This window comes from Streptomyces galbus, from assembly GCF_005280195.1.
Classification (GTDB): Bacteria; Actinomycetota; Actinomycetes; order Streptomycetales; family Streptomycetaceae; genus Streptomyces; species Streptomyces galbus.
Genome location: NZ_SZPR01000001.1, coordinates 60,930 through 76,060, shown reverse-complemented (window position 1 = coordinate 76,060; position 15,131 = coordinate 60,930). Strand labels below are relative to the sequence as shown.

General features: G+C 73.1%; 16 protein-coding genes and 1 tRNA gene. 8 read left to right on the top strand and 9 right to left on the bottom strand.

The window, feature by feature from the left end:
* Positions 1-26: 26 nt before the first annotated feature.
* Together E4U92_RS00355 and E4U92_RS00350 are read right to left on the bottom strand one after the other, a co-directional pair.
* Positions 27-1,742, bottom strand: a complete 1,716-nt coding sequence (locus E4U92_RS00355; protein WP_229863442.1) for a YfjP family GTPase — start codon at positions 1,740-1,742, stop codon at positions 27-29.
* A 723-nt stretch (positions 1,743-2,465) separates the two neighbouring features.
* Complete coding sequence (locus E4U92_RS00350; RefSeq protein ID WP_137298185.1) at positions 2,466-4,073, bottom strand: dynamin family protein; 1,608 nt, start codon at positions 4,071-4,073, stop codon at positions 2,466-2,468.
* 322 nt (positions 4,074-4,395) lie between these two features.
* Here E4U92_RS00350 and E4U92_RS00345 point away from each other — a divergent pair.
* From E4U92_RS00345 to E4U92_RS00335, 3 genes are all read left to right on the top strand, one after another.
* Positions 4,396-4,471 (top strand) — tRNA-Arg (locus tag E4U92_RS00345).
* A gap of 406 nt (positions 4,472-4,877) precedes the next feature.
* On the top strand, positions 4,878-5,348 hold the full coding sequence (locus E4U92_RS00340; protein ID WP_137298184.1) for a hypothetical protein: 471 nt from the start codon (positions 4,878-4,880) through the stop codon (positions 5,346-5,348).
* Positions 5,349-5,543: 195 nt separating this feature from the next.
* The gene (locus tag E4U92_RS00335) at positions 5,544-5,792 is read left to right on the top strand and encodes a DUF7660 family protein (protein WP_137298183.1); all 249 of its coding nucleotides are present in this window, start codon (positions 5,544-5,546) and stop codon (positions 5,790-5,792) included.
* A gap of 258 nt (positions 5,793-6,050) precedes the next feature.
* Here the strand turns inward: E4U92_RS00335 and E4U92_RS00330 are convergent, their stop codons facing one another.
* Positions 6,051-6,305: a hypothetical protein gene (locus tag E4U92_RS00330; RefSeq protein ID WP_137298182.1), complete on the bottom strand. Its 255-nt coding sequence runs from the start codon at positions 6,303-6,305 to the stop codon at positions 6,051-6,053.
* Positions 6,306-6,437: 132 nt separating this feature from the next.
* Between E4U92_RS00330 and E4U92_RS00325 the strand changes: the two genes are divergently transcribed.
* From E4U92_RS00325 to E4U92_RS00305, 5 genes are all read left to right on the top strand, one after another.
* Positions 6,438-7,424 (top strand): helix-turn-helix transcriptional regulator, encoded by a 987-nt coding sequence (locus E4U92_RS00325; protein ID WP_229863432.1) that lies wholly within the window; start codon positions 6,438-6,440, stop codon positions 7,422-7,424.
* A 212-nt stretch (positions 7,425-7,636) separates the two neighbouring features.
* Positions 7,637-7,822, top strand: a complete 186-nt coding sequence (locus E4U92_RS00320) for a hypothetical protein (RefSeq protein ID WP_137298181.1) — start codon at positions 7,637-7,639, stop codon at positions 7,820-7,822.
* Between the two features lie 144 nt (positions 7,823-7,966).
* On the top strand, positions 7,967-8,914 hold the full coding sequence (locus tag E4U92_RS00315) for a DMT family transporter (RefSeq protein ID WP_137298243.1): 948 nt from the start codon (positions 7,967-7,969) through the stop codon (positions 8,912-8,914).
* 47 nt (positions 8,915-8,961) lie between these two features.
* Positions 8,962-10,143, top strand: coding sequence for a M20/M25/M40 family metallo-hydrolase (locus E4U92_RS00310; protein WP_137298180.1), 1,182 nt, complete (start codon positions 8,962-8,964; stop codon positions 10,141-10,143).
* 183 nt (positions 10,144-10,326) lie between these two features.
* A complete protein-coding gene (locus E4U92_RS00305) occupies positions 10,327-10,656 on the top strand; it encodes a chaplin (RefSeq protein WP_137298179.1) in 330 nt (109 codons plus the stop codon).
* A 128-nt stretch (positions 10,657-10,784) separates the two neighbouring features.
* Here the strand turns inward: E4U92_RS00305 and E4U92_RS00300 are convergent, their stop codons facing one another.
* The 6 genes from E4U92_RS00300 to E4U92_RS00275 all read right to left on the bottom strand — a co-directional run bounded on the left by E4U92_RS00300 (position 10,785) and on the right by E4U92_RS00275 (position 15,044).
* Positions 10,785-11,651, bottom strand: coding sequence for a tyrosinase family protein (locus E4U92_RS00300; protein ID WP_137298178.1), 867 nt, complete (start codon positions 11,649-11,651; stop codon positions 10,785-10,787).
* The gene (locus E4U92_RS00295) at positions 11,635-12,132 is read right to left on the bottom strand and encodes a tyrosinase family oxidase copper chaperone (RefSeq protein ID WP_137298177.1); all 498 of its coding nucleotides are present in this window, start codon (positions 12,130-12,132) and stop codon (positions 11,635-11,637) included. The genes E4U92_RS00300 and E4U92_RS00295 overlap by 17 nt, the downstream gene beginning before the upstream one ends.
* Before the next feature lie 270 nt (positions 12,133-12,402).
* Positions 12,403-12,915, bottom strand: a complete 513-nt coding sequence (locus tag E4U92_RS00290; protein ID WP_137298176.1) for a hypothetical protein — start codon at positions 12,913-12,915, stop codon at positions 12,403-12,405.
* 249 nt (positions 12,916-13,164) lie between these two features.
* A complete protein-coding gene (locus E4U92_RS00285; protein WP_137298175.1) occupies positions 13,165-13,440 on the bottom strand; it encodes a hypothetical protein in 276 nt (91 codons plus the stop codon).
* Positions 13,441-13,655: 215 nt separating this feature from the next.
* On the bottom strand, positions 13,656-14,525 hold the full coding sequence (locus E4U92_RS00280) for a hypothetical protein (RefSeq protein ID WP_229863428.1): 870 nt from the start codon (positions 14,523-14,525) through the stop codon (positions 13,656-13,658).
* Between the two features lie 279 nt (positions 14,526-14,804).
* Entirely contained in the window at positions 14,805-15,044 is a 240-nt protein-coding gene (locus E4U92_RS00275; RefSeq protein WP_137298174.1) for a chaplin, read from the bottom strand.
* Positions 15,045-15,131 lie beyond the last annotated feature (87 nt).

Below are 15,131 nucleotides of genomic sequence, written 5' to 3'. Positions count from 1 at the left end.
CGACACCGCCCCGCCCCTGACGGCCCTCAGCCCACCCCCACCACCTTCCCGTACTGCTCGCGCACCTCCCGGTACCGCAGCAGTTCCGCCGCCACGGGATCCAGGACCCTCGCCCGCCCGCACCCGGCGGCCGCCTCCCGCAGGCGCCGTTCCGCGTCCTGGCCGTACCGGCGGGCCGGTCCGCGCGCCGCCATCCGGCAGCTCCACTCGACCACCGGACCGCCGACGATCCCGGCCACCATCAGCAGTACCGGCACGCCGAGGTTGGGGGCCATGAACCCGACGATCTGCCCCACCAGCCACAGCCCGCCGATGATCTGAAGGATCGTCATCGACGCCTGGGCCAGCACCGCCACCGGCCACCAGCCCGGCCGCGGCGGCTTCCCCGGCGGCAGCCCGGCCCGTACGGCCAGCTCGTCCAGCGCCTCCGGCAGCCCGTGCGCCCCGCGCACGGCGGCCTCGCGCACCGCCTGCGCCCAGGGCACCGGCAGGCCCGCCGAGGCACGGTCGGCCACGGTCCGCACCGCCTGTTCGACGCGCTGCCGGGCCGTCGCCTCCTCGTCGGCCGGTGGCCGCAGCCGCATCCGGCCGGTCGGGGGCTCGCGCCGGTCGTTGTACCAGCGCCACAGCCGCAGCCACGGCGTCCCGCACGCCCGGTTGGCGTTGCGCAGCCACGCCCGTTCGGCCGCCTCGCCCGCCGCGGTGGCCCCGACCGCGTCCGCGAGCCGCGCGGCGAACTCGTCGCGCGCCTCCTCGCTGAGCCCGGCGCGCCGACCGGTGGTGTACACGGGCCGCAGCCGGCCCGCCGCTGCGTCCACGTCCGCCGCGATACGCCGTGCGGGGGCCTGGCGCTCAGTGACGAACTGCCCCAGCACCTCCCGCAGTTCCCCGATGCCTTCCCCGGTGAGCGCGGACAGCGCGAGGACGGTCGCGCCCGGTTCGCCGTACTCGCCGAGCGCCACGCCGTCCTCGTCGAGGAGCCGCCGCAGGTCGTCCAGGACCAGCTCGGCCGCCTCGCCGGGCAGCCGGTCCACCTGGTTGAGCACGACGAACATCACCTCGGCGTGCCCGGCCATCGGCCGCAGGTACCGCTCGTGCAGCATGGCGTCCGCGTACTTCTCCGGGTCGACGACCCAGATCACCGCGTCCACCAGCGTCAGGATGCGGTCCACCTGCTCGCGGTGCTGCACGGCCGCCGAGTCGTGGTCGGGCAGGTCCACCAGGACCAGGCCCTGCAACTGCGCCTCGGCCTCCGGACTCTGCACCGGACGCCTGCGCAGCCGCCCCGGGATGCCGAGCCGGTCGATCAGCGTGCCCGCGCCGTCGCTCCAACTGCACGCGATGGGCGAGGCGGTGGTGGGCCGCCGTACGCCCGTCTCGGAGATGGTGACCCCGGCGAGCGCGTTGAAGAGCTGCGACTTGCCGCTGCCCGTGGCGCCCGCGATGGCCACGACCGTGTGCCGGCCGGACAGCCGCCGCCGCGACGCGGCCTCGTCCAGCACCTTGCCCGCCTCGGCGAGGGTCTTGCTGTCGAGACGCGTGCGGGACAGCCCCACCAGTTCACGCAGCGCGTCGAGCCGGGACCGCAGCGGGCCGTCCAGCGCCAGCGTGGTCGCCGACTGCGCGCCGGCACCGCGCGCCTCGCGCCTGCCCGCCTGCTCGGCGGCGGCAGCGGCGTTCTCGCTCACCCGCCGCGCGATCAGCCCGTCGTCCCAGGCGCCCGCGTCGTCCCCCCGCCGCACGGAGTCGTCCCCTCGCCGCGCGGAGTCGTCCCCCCGCCGCGCGGAGTCGTCCGCGCGGGGCGCAGGGGGGTCCGTACGACGTGGGGAGTCGTCGCCGCTCTTCTCGCGCGCGTCACCTCGCCCTCGCGGGCGGCCGCCGTCGCCGTTCACGCGCGCGTGGCCCTCAGCCGCGTTCTCGGCCGCGGCTCCGTCACCGGCCTTCACCCGCTCGGGCGCGTCCGCCGCCTTCGCCGGCGCGGAACCCGCACCCGACTTCACTCCTACGGACGCGTCCCCGGACTCCCCACGCGCGTGCCGCTCGTGCTCCTTCACCGTGTGCGCACCGTTCACGCCGTCCCGCCCGCGCTCAGCGTCCGCACCGACACGCCCACCGTCACCGTCACCGTCATCACCATCCCCATCACCCTTGCCATCACCGTCAGCCGAACCGGTCGCGTCCTCCCCACCCGCCGGCGCCCCCGCGCGCCCGTCCTCGCCGGCGTCCCGCCGCGCCACGGCACCCTCGCCGGACGAGGCCCCGTTCTCCGACGACGACGCCCCCTGGCCGCCCGACGGCGTGTCCTGGCCACTCGACGACACCCCCTCGCCACGCGACGACGTCGCTCCGGCGGCGGCACCCGCGGCCGGCTCAAACGCGGGGCGCGGTGGGCCGGTCCGCTCGGCGCCCTCCTTCACGTGCGCGTGGGCCGGGTCGTGGTCCTGGTCAGTGACGGCGGTCACCGGTCACCTCTCCTTCTGCAGAACGGACAGCGCGGCGATCAGTTCGGCCTGGGGCTCGGCCTGCACGTCCAGGCCGTCGAGCGGGGCGAGCCGGCGCTCACGCTCGGCGTGCATCACCCGGTCCAGGTGCTCGGCGAGCAGCCGCCCGCCCCGGTCGCGCAGCCGCAGCGCGCCGTGGGCGCCGATGCGCCCGGCGAGCCCCTCGCCCGCCGACCGCGCGCGCCGGCCGCCCAGCAGCGCGGTGGCGACGAGCGCGGCGACCACCTCGGGGTCGGGTGCGGCGCCGCGGTCGATCTCGCGCACCTCCTCCTCGGCGTACTCCTCCAGCTCCCGCCGCCACCGCCGGACGGCGAGCGCGATGCGGTGCTCGGCGTCGGCGCCGGTGGGGTCGGGGTCGGCCAGTTCCGGCGTGGCGGCGCCCGGCTCCAGGCGCCAGGCCTGGTCGACCCGCTCGTCGGCGGCGGTGACCGCGCACAGCAGCAGCGAGGCGAGGCTCTCCACGAGCGCGTCGAGGAGTTCGCCCGCGGTGCAGTCGAGGGGGAAGGCGCGCCAGCGCTTGAGGGCGTCACCGGCGAGGACGGCACCGCCCTGCAGCCGCCCGCGCAGGCGTGCGTACTCGCTGTCGTAGGCGCTGTCGACGGCGGTGGTGAGCCGCAGGGCGGCCGCGTACTGGACGGCGGCGGCGCTGGCCAGCTCGGGCAGCCGGGACTTGAGGGAGTTCAGGACGCCCTGCGCCGTACGGGCCATGGCGTACTGGCGTGAACCGGGGTCCTGGGCGTGGTGGACCAGCCAGGTGCGCAGCGAGGCGACGGCGCTGGCCGGGAGCAGCCCGCCGCCCCAGGCGGACTCGGGCAGTTCGGGCACCGTGAAGCGCGGTACGTCGCCGAGTCCGGCCTTGGTGAGCAGGGCGCCGTACTGCCGGGAGACCTCGGAGACGACCTGGTGGGGCACGCGGTCGAGGACGGTCACGAGGGTGACGTCGTACTCCTTGGCGGTGCGCAGCAGGTGCCAGGGGACGGCGTCGGCGTAGCGGGCGGCGGTGGTGACCATGATCCAGATGTCGGCGGCGCAGATCAGCTCGGCGGCCAGGGAGCGGTTGTCGGCGACGAGCGAGTCGATGTCGGGCGCGTCGAGGAGGGCGATGCCGGGCGGCACGGTGTCGACGGTCTCGACGCGCAGCACGCGCTGTCCGTCGTCGCCGGGCAGCAGCAGGTCGTCGCCGGTCTCCTGCTGGGGCGTCCACACGCGCGTGAGCTCGGGCAGGACGCGCATGCCGCTGAACCAGTGGTGGTCCTCCGGATGGCAGACCAGCACGGGGGTGCGGGTCGTCGGCCGCAGCACTCCGGCCTCGCTGACGCGCCGTCCCACCAGGGAGTTGACGAGGGTCGACTTGCCGGCGCCGGTCGATCCGCCCACGACGGCCAGCAGGGGGGCCTCCGGCTGTTTGAGCCGGGGCACCAGGTAGTCGTCGAGCTGCGCGAGGAGTTCGTCGCGGTTGGCACGCGCGCGTGGGGCCCCCGCCAGCGGCAGCGGGAAGCGTGCGGCGGCGACACGGTCGCGCAGGGCGGAGAGTGCGTCGAGCAGCTGAGGCCGTACGTCCAAGGTCACCACATGCGAAGAATGCCCAACTTCGGGGGATTTATGAAGCATATGAGCATGTCTGCGCGCCGACCGGACAGAAGGGATACAAGGGGTGAGCAGGACAGGGGCACGGGTCAGGCATAACGAGTGCACAACACCCGGCCGTCGTGGCGCGAAAAGCGCTGCGCGATTCGTACCTGCCTGCGATTATCAGGAACCGCTTCACCGAACCTCCACATCGAGCCACGGAGGCGAAGCAACCGGGACGAGGACGCGGGAGCCCTATCCTTGTCCCCGGCAACGTCACGGAACGGCCCCCACCAGGGCAGTACGGACGAGGCCACCACCGCCGGCCCCCGTAGCTCAGTGGATAGAGCAGGCGCCTTCTAAGCGCTTGGCCGCAGGTTCGAGTCCTGCCGGGGGCGCCACTCTCCACCAGCGGAAACACCCCGGAGGGGACCTCCCTCCCCGGGCGTTTTTCGCGTCTCTGACGGCACGGCTGACGGCAACGTCCGCGTCGCTCTCCGGCCAGCAGGCCCCCAGTCGGTTCAGAGCCACATCAGAGGTGCTATGTCCGACGATGTCGCGGACGGTGTGTGGCGGGACACCTGGGCCGAGAAAGCAGCGTCACGCTGGAATCGGACGTCCAATCCCAGCCGCTCGCGGCGTTCGGCAACAACACTGGGCACTGGGCACTCCGAAAGATCTTCAAAGATCCCCCATCCAGGTCAGCATCCGCCCAGTGCACGGCAGACGGAATGGGAGCCGGGGCGGGTTCCAATTGAGGCGGCCGGTACGGTGCACCTCTCGGAGCGAGCAACCACAGGGGCAACCATGGGCACAGGCACACCAGATCGGGAGTTTCAGGTGGGCGACGTAGTACGTGTCAGCTGCCCGCCGGCGGAAGGCCGAGTGGCCGCGGTGTCCCGCTTCCACGCCTCGGTCGAGTGGCCGTGGGCCGAGATCGATCCGCAATCTCAGTTCAAGTGGAACGGACAGCGGGCCTTCGGGATGTCGCCCGACTCGCCGGACTGGACCATGAGCCTGTTCAAGACCGATCCTGAGCCATGGAACTTGCACGTCGGTGACAGCTGCCTCGTGGGCATACCCGAGACGCTGGTGCGGATCATCGATATCGGCCGCTACGACCCTCCGCAGGATGTCGGCTGGCTTGCCCGCCCTCACACGATGCTGGTCGTCGTGCCTGCCGACTACCCGGACGAGGTTCTGTCCGAGGATGACGGAGACACGATCGACCTCGAATCAGCGGCACCAGTGACGATCGAGCTGGTGTCTCGGAGCTGACCAGGACAGCCCCTCGCGTGCCATGCGGACTTGATCAGCCCAGCAGCCTTTCAGCGCCTGGGGCCCACCCGGGAGGAGCTCGTCCTCCAGCTGCTCCCAGCTGTACCGACGAAGCTGGCCCGAAGTCAGTTCACGGTCTAAGCGGTGTTCAGCAGGCTCGGCCCCACCACGGGGGTGCCCAGTAGGGTGCCGCTCGTGAACACTTCTCCTGATCATGTCGACAGCAGAGAAGACCTGGCTGCCTTCGTCCGTGCCCTCCACCGCAGCCATACCGAGGGGGGCCAGTCATGGGAGAACGCGGATCTCGCGAGTTTCCTGGAGGCGTTGGCAGCCTGGATCCACGACGCGGACGGCTGGTTCAGCAATGCCGGCCTGAGTCTGCCCGCCAGCGGTGACTGGAGCTTCTTCGCGCGAGCCTTGCAGGCTGCGACCATCTACGAGTAGCGCACGGCTGATGGCAGACACGCAGAGCCCGTGCCAGACACGTGACCGTACGGGAACGGCGGGGACCAGGCCGCCGGTCAGTCAGGCCCCCGCGCCCGCTCCGGTCGAAGTCGGGCACCCAGGGTCCGCCGGCCTCCAGCACCCGCAGGTACGACGCCCGGTCCGGAGCCCCAGCGCGTGAGGCGGCGCAGAGGCTGGAGGTGGAGGCTGCGGTATCTCGCACCGCACCACGCCGGTCCCCGCCACGGATGGAACGGTTCACACGGTGCGCCACCCGCGCAGGGACGGTGCCTGGGTGATCGCCCGGTTCGTCACCTGCCTGGCCGCCGCGACGGCCGACCGGTCGTCACCGGCGCGCAGGAAGTACGTGATCACCGCCCGCCCCCTGCCCGCGGCGACGCGGATGTGCTCGACGCCGTCCGCCGGGTGGGCCTGTGCCCACAGGATGTCGGCCAGCCCGGGCGGGGGCACGGCACCGTACTCGTGGGCCAGGGTCACGGCGGAGATTCGCATGGCGGCCAGCCTGTCCGCGCCCGGGGACCCGGGACAGGGGCCGCTCCTGGCAGGAACCGGCTGGGCACGAACCTGCCCGCCGTGGAAGAATCCCGCCCGGGCGCGCAGTAACCACCAACGGGGGAAGTTGCCGTGCTGTCCACACTCGGGGTCGACACCACGTCCGAGGCCGTCTACCGCGCGATGCTCGACCGGCCGGGCTGGGGAGTTCCGGAGATCAGCGTCCATCTCGGCCTGCCGGAGGCGGAGATCCACGCGGGTCTGGACCGGCTGAGCGAACTGAGGCTGCTGCGGCCGAAGTTCTCCGACTCCTCGATCCTGCGGCCCGTCAGTCTCGACGTCGGCGTGCAGATCCTCCTGGCCCGCCGCGAGGAGGAAGTGCGCCGCGCGCAGGAGGAGTTCGCGGCCGGCCGGGCGGCCGTGCTGCAGATCCTGGAGACGCAGGCACGCGCCGACGGCGGCGGATACGGCTACGAGGAGCTGCCCTCGATCGAGCGCATCCAGGACCGCCTGGAGCGCCTCACCCACTCCTGCACCGAGCGACTGCTGTCCTTCCACCCCGGCGGGGCCCAGCCGCTCGCCCAACTGGAGGCCTCCAAGCCGCTGGACGCCGCCCTGCTCGGACGGGGGGTGGAGATGCGGACCCTCTACCAGGACTCGGTGCGCAACGACCAGGACACGCTGCGGTACGCGCAGTGGCTGACCGACTCCGGCGGTCAGGTGCGCACCACGGCGGTCCTGCCGATCCGCATGGTGCTGTTCGACCGCACCGCGGCGCTGCTGCCCGTCGACCCGGACAACACCGCCGCGGGAGCCGTCCAGGTCTCCGGCCCGTGCGTCATCACCGCCCTGACCGCCCTGCACGAAACGGTCTGGGAGCGGGCGGCGTCGTTCGGCACCGCGGCCGACCGGGAGCGCGACGGGGAGGGACTGACCGGTCAGGAGCGGCAGATGCTCAAGCTGCTCGCTCGGGGCATGACCGACGAGGCCGCGGCCAAGCAACTGGGCATCGGGGTGCGTACCGCGCGGCGGATGATGTCGTCGCTGATGCAGCGGCTGGAGGCCCGCTCACGGTTCGAGGCCGGGGTACTCGCCGAGCGGCACGGCTGGCTGCCCTGACCGGGTGACGGACCGCCGCGGCGCCCGGCCCGCGAGGCGCGGCGCGCGGCCCGCGGTGAGCAGGCATGAGCCTGCCGGGACGGTTGCTGCCTGCCCGCGGCACTTCCCGGCGGGCCACCCCCCGGGCACCGTGGACATCGCCGGGCAGCGCGGAACTCACCGCAGCGATCCGGCCCACCAGGTGACCACCCCGACCGTGCAGGAGTATGCCCGTGTTCCGCCGATTCGCCCTGCTGTTCGCCGTTTCGATGTCCGCGCTCGCCACCGCCGTCCTGGGAGTGACCGGCACCCAGCCGACCGGCACCCCGCCGGCGGCCACCGGTGACACCGCCGGCGGCACCACCGGCAGCACCGCCCGGACCGTGGCCGCGCCCCCGGACAGTGCCGGCTGGAGCTGACCGTCGGCCGCCCTGCGCACCGGCATCGCACCCCGTCGCACCCGTCGCACCCATCGCGTCCATCGCGTCCATCGCACCCCCTCGTCCGTTCCGCCTGCCGTCCGAAGGAGCACCGACCCGGTGACCACCACCGAAGGCACACCGATGACCACCCGTGAAGGAACATCCGCCGCCCCGGCCGCCACCGCGCCACCGGTGAGCCCCGGCAAGCGGGCCGCCCTGTGGCTCGGCCCCCTCCTCGCGGGGGTCGCGACGCTCGTCTGGTCCGGGAACTTCGTCATCGCCCGTGCCCTGTCCGACGACATCGCCCCCGTCCAGACCGCCTTCTGGCGCTGGACCATCGCCCTGCTGACGCTCGCGCCGTTCGCCGCCAAGGGCCTGTGGGTGCATCGCGCGGCCATCCGCGGGCACGCCCGGTACATCGCGCTGGTGGGCCTGTTGGGCATGACCCTGTTCAACACGCTCATCTACATCGCCGGGCGCACCACGTCGGCGACCAATCTGGCCCTGATCGCCGCCGCGTCCCCGGTGCTCATCGCCGTGTTCGCCGCACTCGGCGGGGAACGCATCTCCCCGCTGCGCGCGGCAGGGATGCTGCTCGCCCTCGTGGGTGTGGTGGCACTCGTGGCGAAGGGCAGCCTCGCCGTGCTGCTCGGCATGGACTTCGCGGTGGGCGACCTGTGGATGATCGCCGCCATGGGCACCTTCGCCGGGTACTCCGCGCTGCTCAAGCGCAGGCCGAAGGAGATCCCCCCGGTGGTGTTCCTGGCCGCGACCGTGCTGTTCGGCCTGGTGATGCTGGTCCCGGCCCAGGCCGTCTCCCTCTACACCGAAGGCGGCTTCACTCCCACCGGCGGCAATCTCGGCGCCCTCGCCTACATCGGCGTCGCGTCGTCGGCGCTGGCCTTCTTCGTCTGGAACAAGGCGGTCGAGATGATCGGCGCCACGCGCGCCGGGGTCGTCTACTACCTCCAGCCCGTCTGCGTCGCGGCCCTCGCCCACCTCGCCATCGGCGAGGGCTCGACCGTGGCCCAGTTCGCCTGCATGGGTCTGATCATCGCTGGCGTCGCCCTGTCGTCCGCACGCCGCTGACCCACCGCCCACCGACACCCGCACACCGCTCGACCAGGGGGAATCCCATGTCCGTCACACCGGAGATCAACGCCGAACGCCTGCTCAAGGACCTCAGGCACCTCGCCCAGATCGGCGCCGGGGCCGACGGCGCCGTCCACCGCATCGCCGGGAACGACGCCGACATGGCCGCCCGCGACTGGATCGACAAGACCATGCGCGTGGCGGGCCTGCAGTCGTCCTACGACGCCACCGGCAACGTGTTCGCCCGCCGTTCGGCCACGTCCGGGCCGTGGCTGCTCATCGGCTCCCACTCCGACACCGTCCCCGCCGCCGGACACCTCGACGGCGCCTACGGGGTGATCGCGGCCATGGAGGTCCTGCGCACGCTCCACGAGGCGGGCCATCCCATGGCCGACCACGTCGAGTCCGTGGCGTGGTTCGACGAGGAGGGGGTGAGAGAGGGCAGCCAGGGCGGGCTCACCGGCTCCACCGCGCTCACCCGGGACGCGCACGCCGAGGATCTGTTCGGGTACATCGAGCTGCACGTCGAGCAGGGTCCCCGCATGGAACGGGCCGGTCTCGACCTTGCGCCGGTGACCGGCATCGTCGGGGTGCGCCGCTACCGCGTCACCGCCTGCGGGCAGGCCAATCACGCCGGGACCACGCCGTTCGAGATGCGGCAGGACGCCGGCCGGGTGGCGTCCCGCGTCGCGGCCGAGTTGAGGAGCATCTGCCAGGAGGCCGACCCGGCTTCCGTCGGCAACGCAGGCGTCATCGCCTTCGACCCGGCCGCCGCCAACGTGGTCCCGGGGGCCGCCCGGGTGGAACTGGAGGTCCGGGCGGGCAGGGAGGAGGCGCTGGACGCGATCGAGCGGGCCCTGACCGACTTCCTGCTCCTGGTGGCCGCCGAGGAGGAGTGCACCGCGCACATCGAGTGCACCAGCGCCAAACCCGCTGCGGTCTTCGACGAGCGCGTCCTCGGCGTGGTGGAGGAGGTGTGCCGCCGGCACACCGACAGGTGCGCGCCGCTGTTGTCGTACGCGGGACACGACGCCTCGGTGATCTCGACACGCATTCCGACGGCGATGCTGTTCGTGCCCTCCACCGGCGGCTTCTCGCACTCCAACCGGGAGCACACCGCGGATGAGCACCTGGTGCTCGGCGCCCGGGCCCTCCTCGACGCGGTGGTCCGCACGGGTGAGGTGCTGCTGCCGCGGCGGTTGTCGCACGAGCTGATCGCCGCCTGATCACAGCAGTTCACGGACCGCGCTGATCCGGCAGGCGTTCCCGCTGCTCAGCGGTGCTCGCCGCGCGCGCAGAAGGGTGACGCGGGGCCGGGCGGCCGTGACCCGCCCTGATCGGCGGCGTTGAACGGGGAGTGCGGCGGCACCTCCTGCTGTCGCGCCAACCGAGTCACAAAGGAGAACGTGATGTCTCGCATCGCGAAGGCAGCCGCCGTCGCACTCGGCGCAGGTGCCGTGGTGCTCAGCGGCACCGGCCTGGCCATGGCGGACGCGGACGCAGGCGCCGCGGCCGTCGGCTCGCCCGGCGTCCTGTCGGGCAACGTCATCCAGGTCCCGATCCACGTCCCGATCAACCTCTGCGGCAACACGATCGACATCGTCGGCCTGCTGAACCCGGCGTTCGGCAACACCTGCGCCAACGTCAGCGACGACAAGGGCGACGAGGGTCACGACAAGGACGGCCACGGCCGTCACGGCGGTGGCAAGCAGGGCGGCAGCCAGAACTACGGCGGCTGACCCTCCGTCACACCGCACACGCAACCGCGTGGAAAGGCCCCGGCACCTCGAGCGCCGGGGCTTTTCCATACGCTCCACGCGCTCCAGGCGCTCAGCGTCCTCCACGCGCTCAGCGCTCTCAGCGCGTCTCACGCATAGCGGTAGACGCCGCTCACGTCCTCGAGCTGGGCCGGCGTCACGTCCCACGGCGGCAGCTCCTCGTGCCGCGCGACGACCCGGTCCTGCTGCGGGTCGCCCCAGCCGGGCGGCATGGCCGGCAGGTAGCGGCCGTCGCGGTGGCGCTGCTGCCAGCGGGTCCACTGCAGGTCGACGAAGGCGTGGTGGAGCCAGAACACCGGGTCGTTGACGGACGCGCCGCCGACCATGATCCCGCCGACCCAGCGGTGCACCCGGTTGTGGTTGCGCCAGGCGGCACTGCCCCGCCCGCTCCCCCACCCCTCCAGCTTGTTGCGGAAGCCCTTCGCGGACGTCGAGTCCCAGGGCGAGGTGTCGTAGACCGGGTCCTTCAGCGCCCACTCCAGTTCGCCGGCCGTGGGCAGCTCGATCGGGTTGCTCGCGCGCCCCAGGTCGCGGGTGAGGAAGACGCCGTCGGTGACGTTCTCCTTGATCGGCCAGTTGCCCGTGGCGTGGGCGAACGGCCCGGTGGTCACCTGGTGGTCGGAGCGCCGCCCGTTGCCGCCGAGCAGGTCCTTCGTCCACGGCACCGACGTGGCCGACCGGTGGCGGGTCCAGTCCCAGTACGGCACCGTCACCGAGGAGTCGACGCGGCGCAGCGCCCGCTCCAGGTCCAGCAGGAACTGCCGGTGCCAGGGCAGGAACGAGGGCGCCATGTGGGCCGAGCGCAGACCGCCCTCGCCGTCGGAGACGTAGTGGTCGATGTGCATGCGTACGAACTCGTCGTACTCGCCGCGGCGTTTGAGCGCCAGGAGCGCGTTGACGAAGCGGCGCTTCTCCGACGCGGTCAGCCTGCTGACGTCCTTACGGGTGTAGACCATGGTGTCCCCCCATGTCCGTGTGCTCGGGTGCGGTACCCGGACCGGGGTCGCGCAGGTGCTCCCCCGGGCCCAGTTCGTCGACGGCGGCGCGGGCGGCGTCCAGCGGGGTGTCGTACGAGCGGTAGTGGTCGACCATGCTCAGCCAGCTCCCGTCGGCGCGGCGCATCAGGTGCAGCGGCCGTCCGTCGACCGTGACCCGCCACTGCTCGTCCCCGGCGGCGGCCGACCGGGCGACCGGGACGCCCACGAGGTGGCGGCCCCGGTAGGTCACGTCGAAGCCGGCGTCGCGCGGGCCGTCGCCACCGCTGCCGCCCGGCGGCCGGGAGGCGGCCACGACCGGGGCGATCGCGGCGACGGCACCGGCGCCGAACAGCCCCCGCAGCACGTCCCTGCGGCGCGTCACCGGTGCCTGCCGCGCTCTCCCCGCGTCCGGTACGGGGCGTTCCGATCCCACGGGCAGTCCACCGACGCCAACGACCATGCTGCACTCCTACGTCCGGTCCGGTTGCGGGTGTTCACAGCGGTAACCGCGAACCGGGCCCCCGGGTCACCGCCGGGCCCCCGAACGGCCCGACCGGAGCGGGGCCACCCCGTCCGTCCCTGCCGGAACAGGCCGACGGGCCCGGGGGGGCAGGCCCGGGCCCGCACGGGCGGACAGGTGGACGGGGACGTACGGGGGCCTTCGCGTGGCGAGGTGGACGGGGACGCACGCGCACCCGCGTGGCAGCGGGGTCGAGGGACGGCGGCGCCCCTACAGCCCGCTGCTCATCCCCAGGTCCGCCGCCGGCGTCGCCTGCAGCACCGGCGTGAGCACGCCGGCCTGCGGGAGCTTGAGGTCGGGCAGCCCGAAGGCGTCGGCGTTGGGCGGGGTGAGCGGCGCGTCCACGGCCAGGCCGGGGCCGAGGGTGCGCAGGTCGGAGGCGGGGGCGTCGACGCCGACGTGGTCGAAGTCGTCACCGAGGACGTGCGGCACCGGGGCGCGCATGTCCAGGCCCGGCAGCCCGCCGCTGACGGGGAGCCGCGGCACCACCCCCGCCGGGAGGAGCCGGCCCTCCACGTACCGGGGGCCCTCCGGTGCGCCCGGCTTCGGCACGGGCACCTGGCCGGTGACCTCGGGCAGTTCCACGTGGAGGGACTTCTCGACGCCGCCCAGCGGCAGGGGGACGGGGACCGTGCCCACCGCGGCGGCGGGGGTCGCGGCGACGGCACCGGCCGCGGCCGCCATGAGCGCTGCGGCGACGGTTCCTCGGGTGGTCGACTTCATCTCGAGTACGGACCCTTTCGGAGTTCAAGCGGGCTGTGTGCGTGCGTAGCGAGTAACGAGCAGGAAAACGTCACCAGTTCACAATTCCCCCGGCCGCACCAATGCTCCGATCGTCCGGATCGTCGGCTGCTGTGGAAATCCCACGATCGGATTCCGTACGGCCCCGGGGTGCCCCGGGGGAAATGCGCCCCGACCGACCGAGGGCCGGTCCCGAGGACCGGCCCTGCGTACGGGGAAACCTGCTGCGCCTTACAGCGGCAGCCCGCCCAGCAGCGGGTTGTGCGCGTTGAGCGCGTCGGTCGCGCCATTGACGGTGCTGAGCGCGGAGTCCTTGTTCTCGGTGTCGAGCGCGTCCGACTGGTGCCGCAGGGGCATCACGTCGATCGGGCCCTTGGTGAGCGTGTTCCAGGCGCCGTTCAGGCTGGTCGGCGTGAGCTCGGCGGTGTCGTAGGCGAACGCGGGCGCGGCGGCGCCGGCGAGGGCGACGGTTCCGGCAACGACAGCGGCAGCCTTCAGGGACTTCATCGGGTTCCTTTCGTCGGCGACTGGGCTCGACGGCGGCCCGGCGCCACGGCGCGCCCCGTCACCGGGGAATCACCGGGAAAAGGACCGGGGACACCAGGAAAGTCGCCAGGGAAATGTCTGACGCCCTGTCTAACGATGTCCCGCGGCGGCGGAAACCCCGTACGCAGAAGATTTCTGCACCCCGGTCGACTTCCACGGGGCTTTCCCCGTGGGCCCTAGCTCGCGGGTACCGCCGGTGTGGCCGGCTGGGACACGGCGGCCGCCGCGGCCGGCGACTGCGGAGCGGCGGGGACCTGGGCGACGGCGGGGGTCTGCGGCACGGCCGGCGTCTCCGGCAGCGCGGGGATGTCCGGGAACGCGGGCAGGGCGGGGGTGACCGTGGTGTCGGAGGCCGTCGGCAGGTCGGGCAGGGACGGCAGTCCCGTGAGGTCCCCGGCCGGCAGCCCGCCGCCGACGAGCGTCGCGGTGAGCAGGTTGACCAGGCCGGAGATGAGGCCCGTGGCCGCGGGGAGGACGTCGGTGACGTTGCCGGAGGTGACCGCCGTCAGCAGGGAGTCGATCTGCTTCTGCAGGTCGGCGAGGGCCTCGTCGGTGAGGTCGGTGGCCCTCTTGCCGTGGGCGGCCGCGCGCTCGTGACCGTTCTTGCCGAGCGGGAACGGCAGGGTGGTGTACGGCGGGTCGCCCGCCGTGGACGACGACGAAGCCGTGGACGACGACGCATCCGCCGACGGCGCCGACGGCGTGGACGAGGTGGCCGACGCGGCCGCGTTCGTCGCCGTGATCCGGGCGATCACGTCCTTGATGGCGTCGCCGAGCTTGTTCGCCTGGGCGGAGGTGAGCTGGCCGTTGTCGGACTTCAGGGCCTCCGCGAGCAGGTCGGTGACCGGGGTGAGCACGGTGCCGAGGTCGCCGAGGCTCTTGACCTGGGCGAGCAGTTTGTCCGCGCCGGGCACGGGCGCGTGGGACGCCGCGTGGGCGTGCCCGCGGGCCGTGTCGACGGCGGCGGCGGCCGGGCCGGCGACCCCGATGACGAGGGCGGCGCAGAGTGCGGTGGACGCGATGTGCCGGACGGGCAGGCGACGCATGGGGGTTCCTTTCGCAGGTGGGCAGGGCCTGAGCCCACCGTGGAAGGGGTGGTCACCCTTCGCAACCGGCGCATACGGTCAGTGACCGCCGTCCGGGTGTATCACCGCTGGTGGCGCGGGGGTGCGACCCGTCACCCGGGGCCGCCGGCCGCACCCCCGTTCGGGGCAGCGGCCGCGGCCCGCCGCTCGCCGCGGATGCCGGACTGCCCCCGCACACGCGAGCGGCCGCCCTCCTGGCGGAAGGGCGGCCGCTCGACCACGAACGTGTCGTGACTGGCGTCAGTCGTTGACGCAGGTGTTGCCGAACGCCGGGTTCAGCAGACCGATGATGTCGATGGTGTTGCCACAGACGTTCACCGGGATGTGGATCGGAACCTGGATGGCGTTGCCGGACAGGACGCCCGGGGAGTTGGCGGCCACAGCGCCCGCGCCCGCATCGGCGGCGGCGATGCCGGAGGCGCCGGCGACGGCCGCGGCGGCAACAGAGGTCAGGACCAGGCCCTTCGCGATACGCGACATGGAGAGGTGCTCCTTGGGGTTTTGACACAGACGAACACCCGGGCGGGGATGCCCGGCGCTGTGTCAACGCGTGGACGCGCCGGGAGT

Bases quoted from the DNA above. Each gene is read 5' to 3' on its own strand.
- E4U92_RS00340 (WP_137298184.1), top strand. From the start codon at position 4,878: ATGGGCACAGGCACACCAGATCGGGAGTTTCAGGTGGGCGACGTAGTA.
- E4U92_RS00330 (WP_137298182.1), bottom strand. From the start codon at position 6,305: ATGCGAATCTCCGCCGTGACCCTGGCCCACGAGTACGGTGCCGTGCCC.
- E4U92_RS00315 (WP_137298243.1), top strand. From the start codon at position 7,967: ATGACCACCCGTGAAGGAACATCCGCCGCCCCGGCCGCCACCGCGCCA.
- E4U92_RS00310 (WP_137298180.1), top strand. From the start codon at position 8,962: ATGTCCGTCACACCGGAGATCAACGCCGAACGCCTGCTCAAGGACCTC.
- E4U92_RS00305 (WP_137298179.1), top strand. From the start codon at position 10,327: ATGTCTCGCATCGCGAAGGCAGCCGCCGTCGCACTCGGCGCAGGTGCC.
- E4U92_RS00300 (WP_137298178.1), bottom strand. From the start codon at position 11,651: ATGGTCTACACCCGTAAGGACGTCAGCAGGCTGACCGCGTCGGAGAAG.
- E4U92_RS00295 (WP_137298177.1), bottom strand. From the start codon at position 12,132: ATGGTCGTTGGCGTCGGTGGACTGCCCGTGGGATCGGAACGCCCCGTA.
- E4U92_RS00290 (WP_137298176.1), bottom strand. From the start codon at position 12,915: ATGAAGTCGACCACCCGAGGAACCGTCGCCGCAGCGCTCATGGCGGCC.
- E4U92_RS00285 (WP_137298175.1), bottom strand. From the start codon at position 13,440: ATGAAGTCCCTGAAGGCTGCCGCTGTCGTTGCCGGAACCGTCGCCCTC.
- E4U92_RS00280 (WP_229863428.1), bottom strand. From the start codon at position 14,525: ATGCGTCGCCTGCCCGTCCGGCACATCGCGTCCACCGCACTCTGCGCC.
- E4U92_RS00275 (WP_137298174.1), bottom strand. From the start codon at position 15,044: ATGTCGCGTATCGCGAAGGGCCTGGTCCTGACCTCTGTTGCCGCCGCG.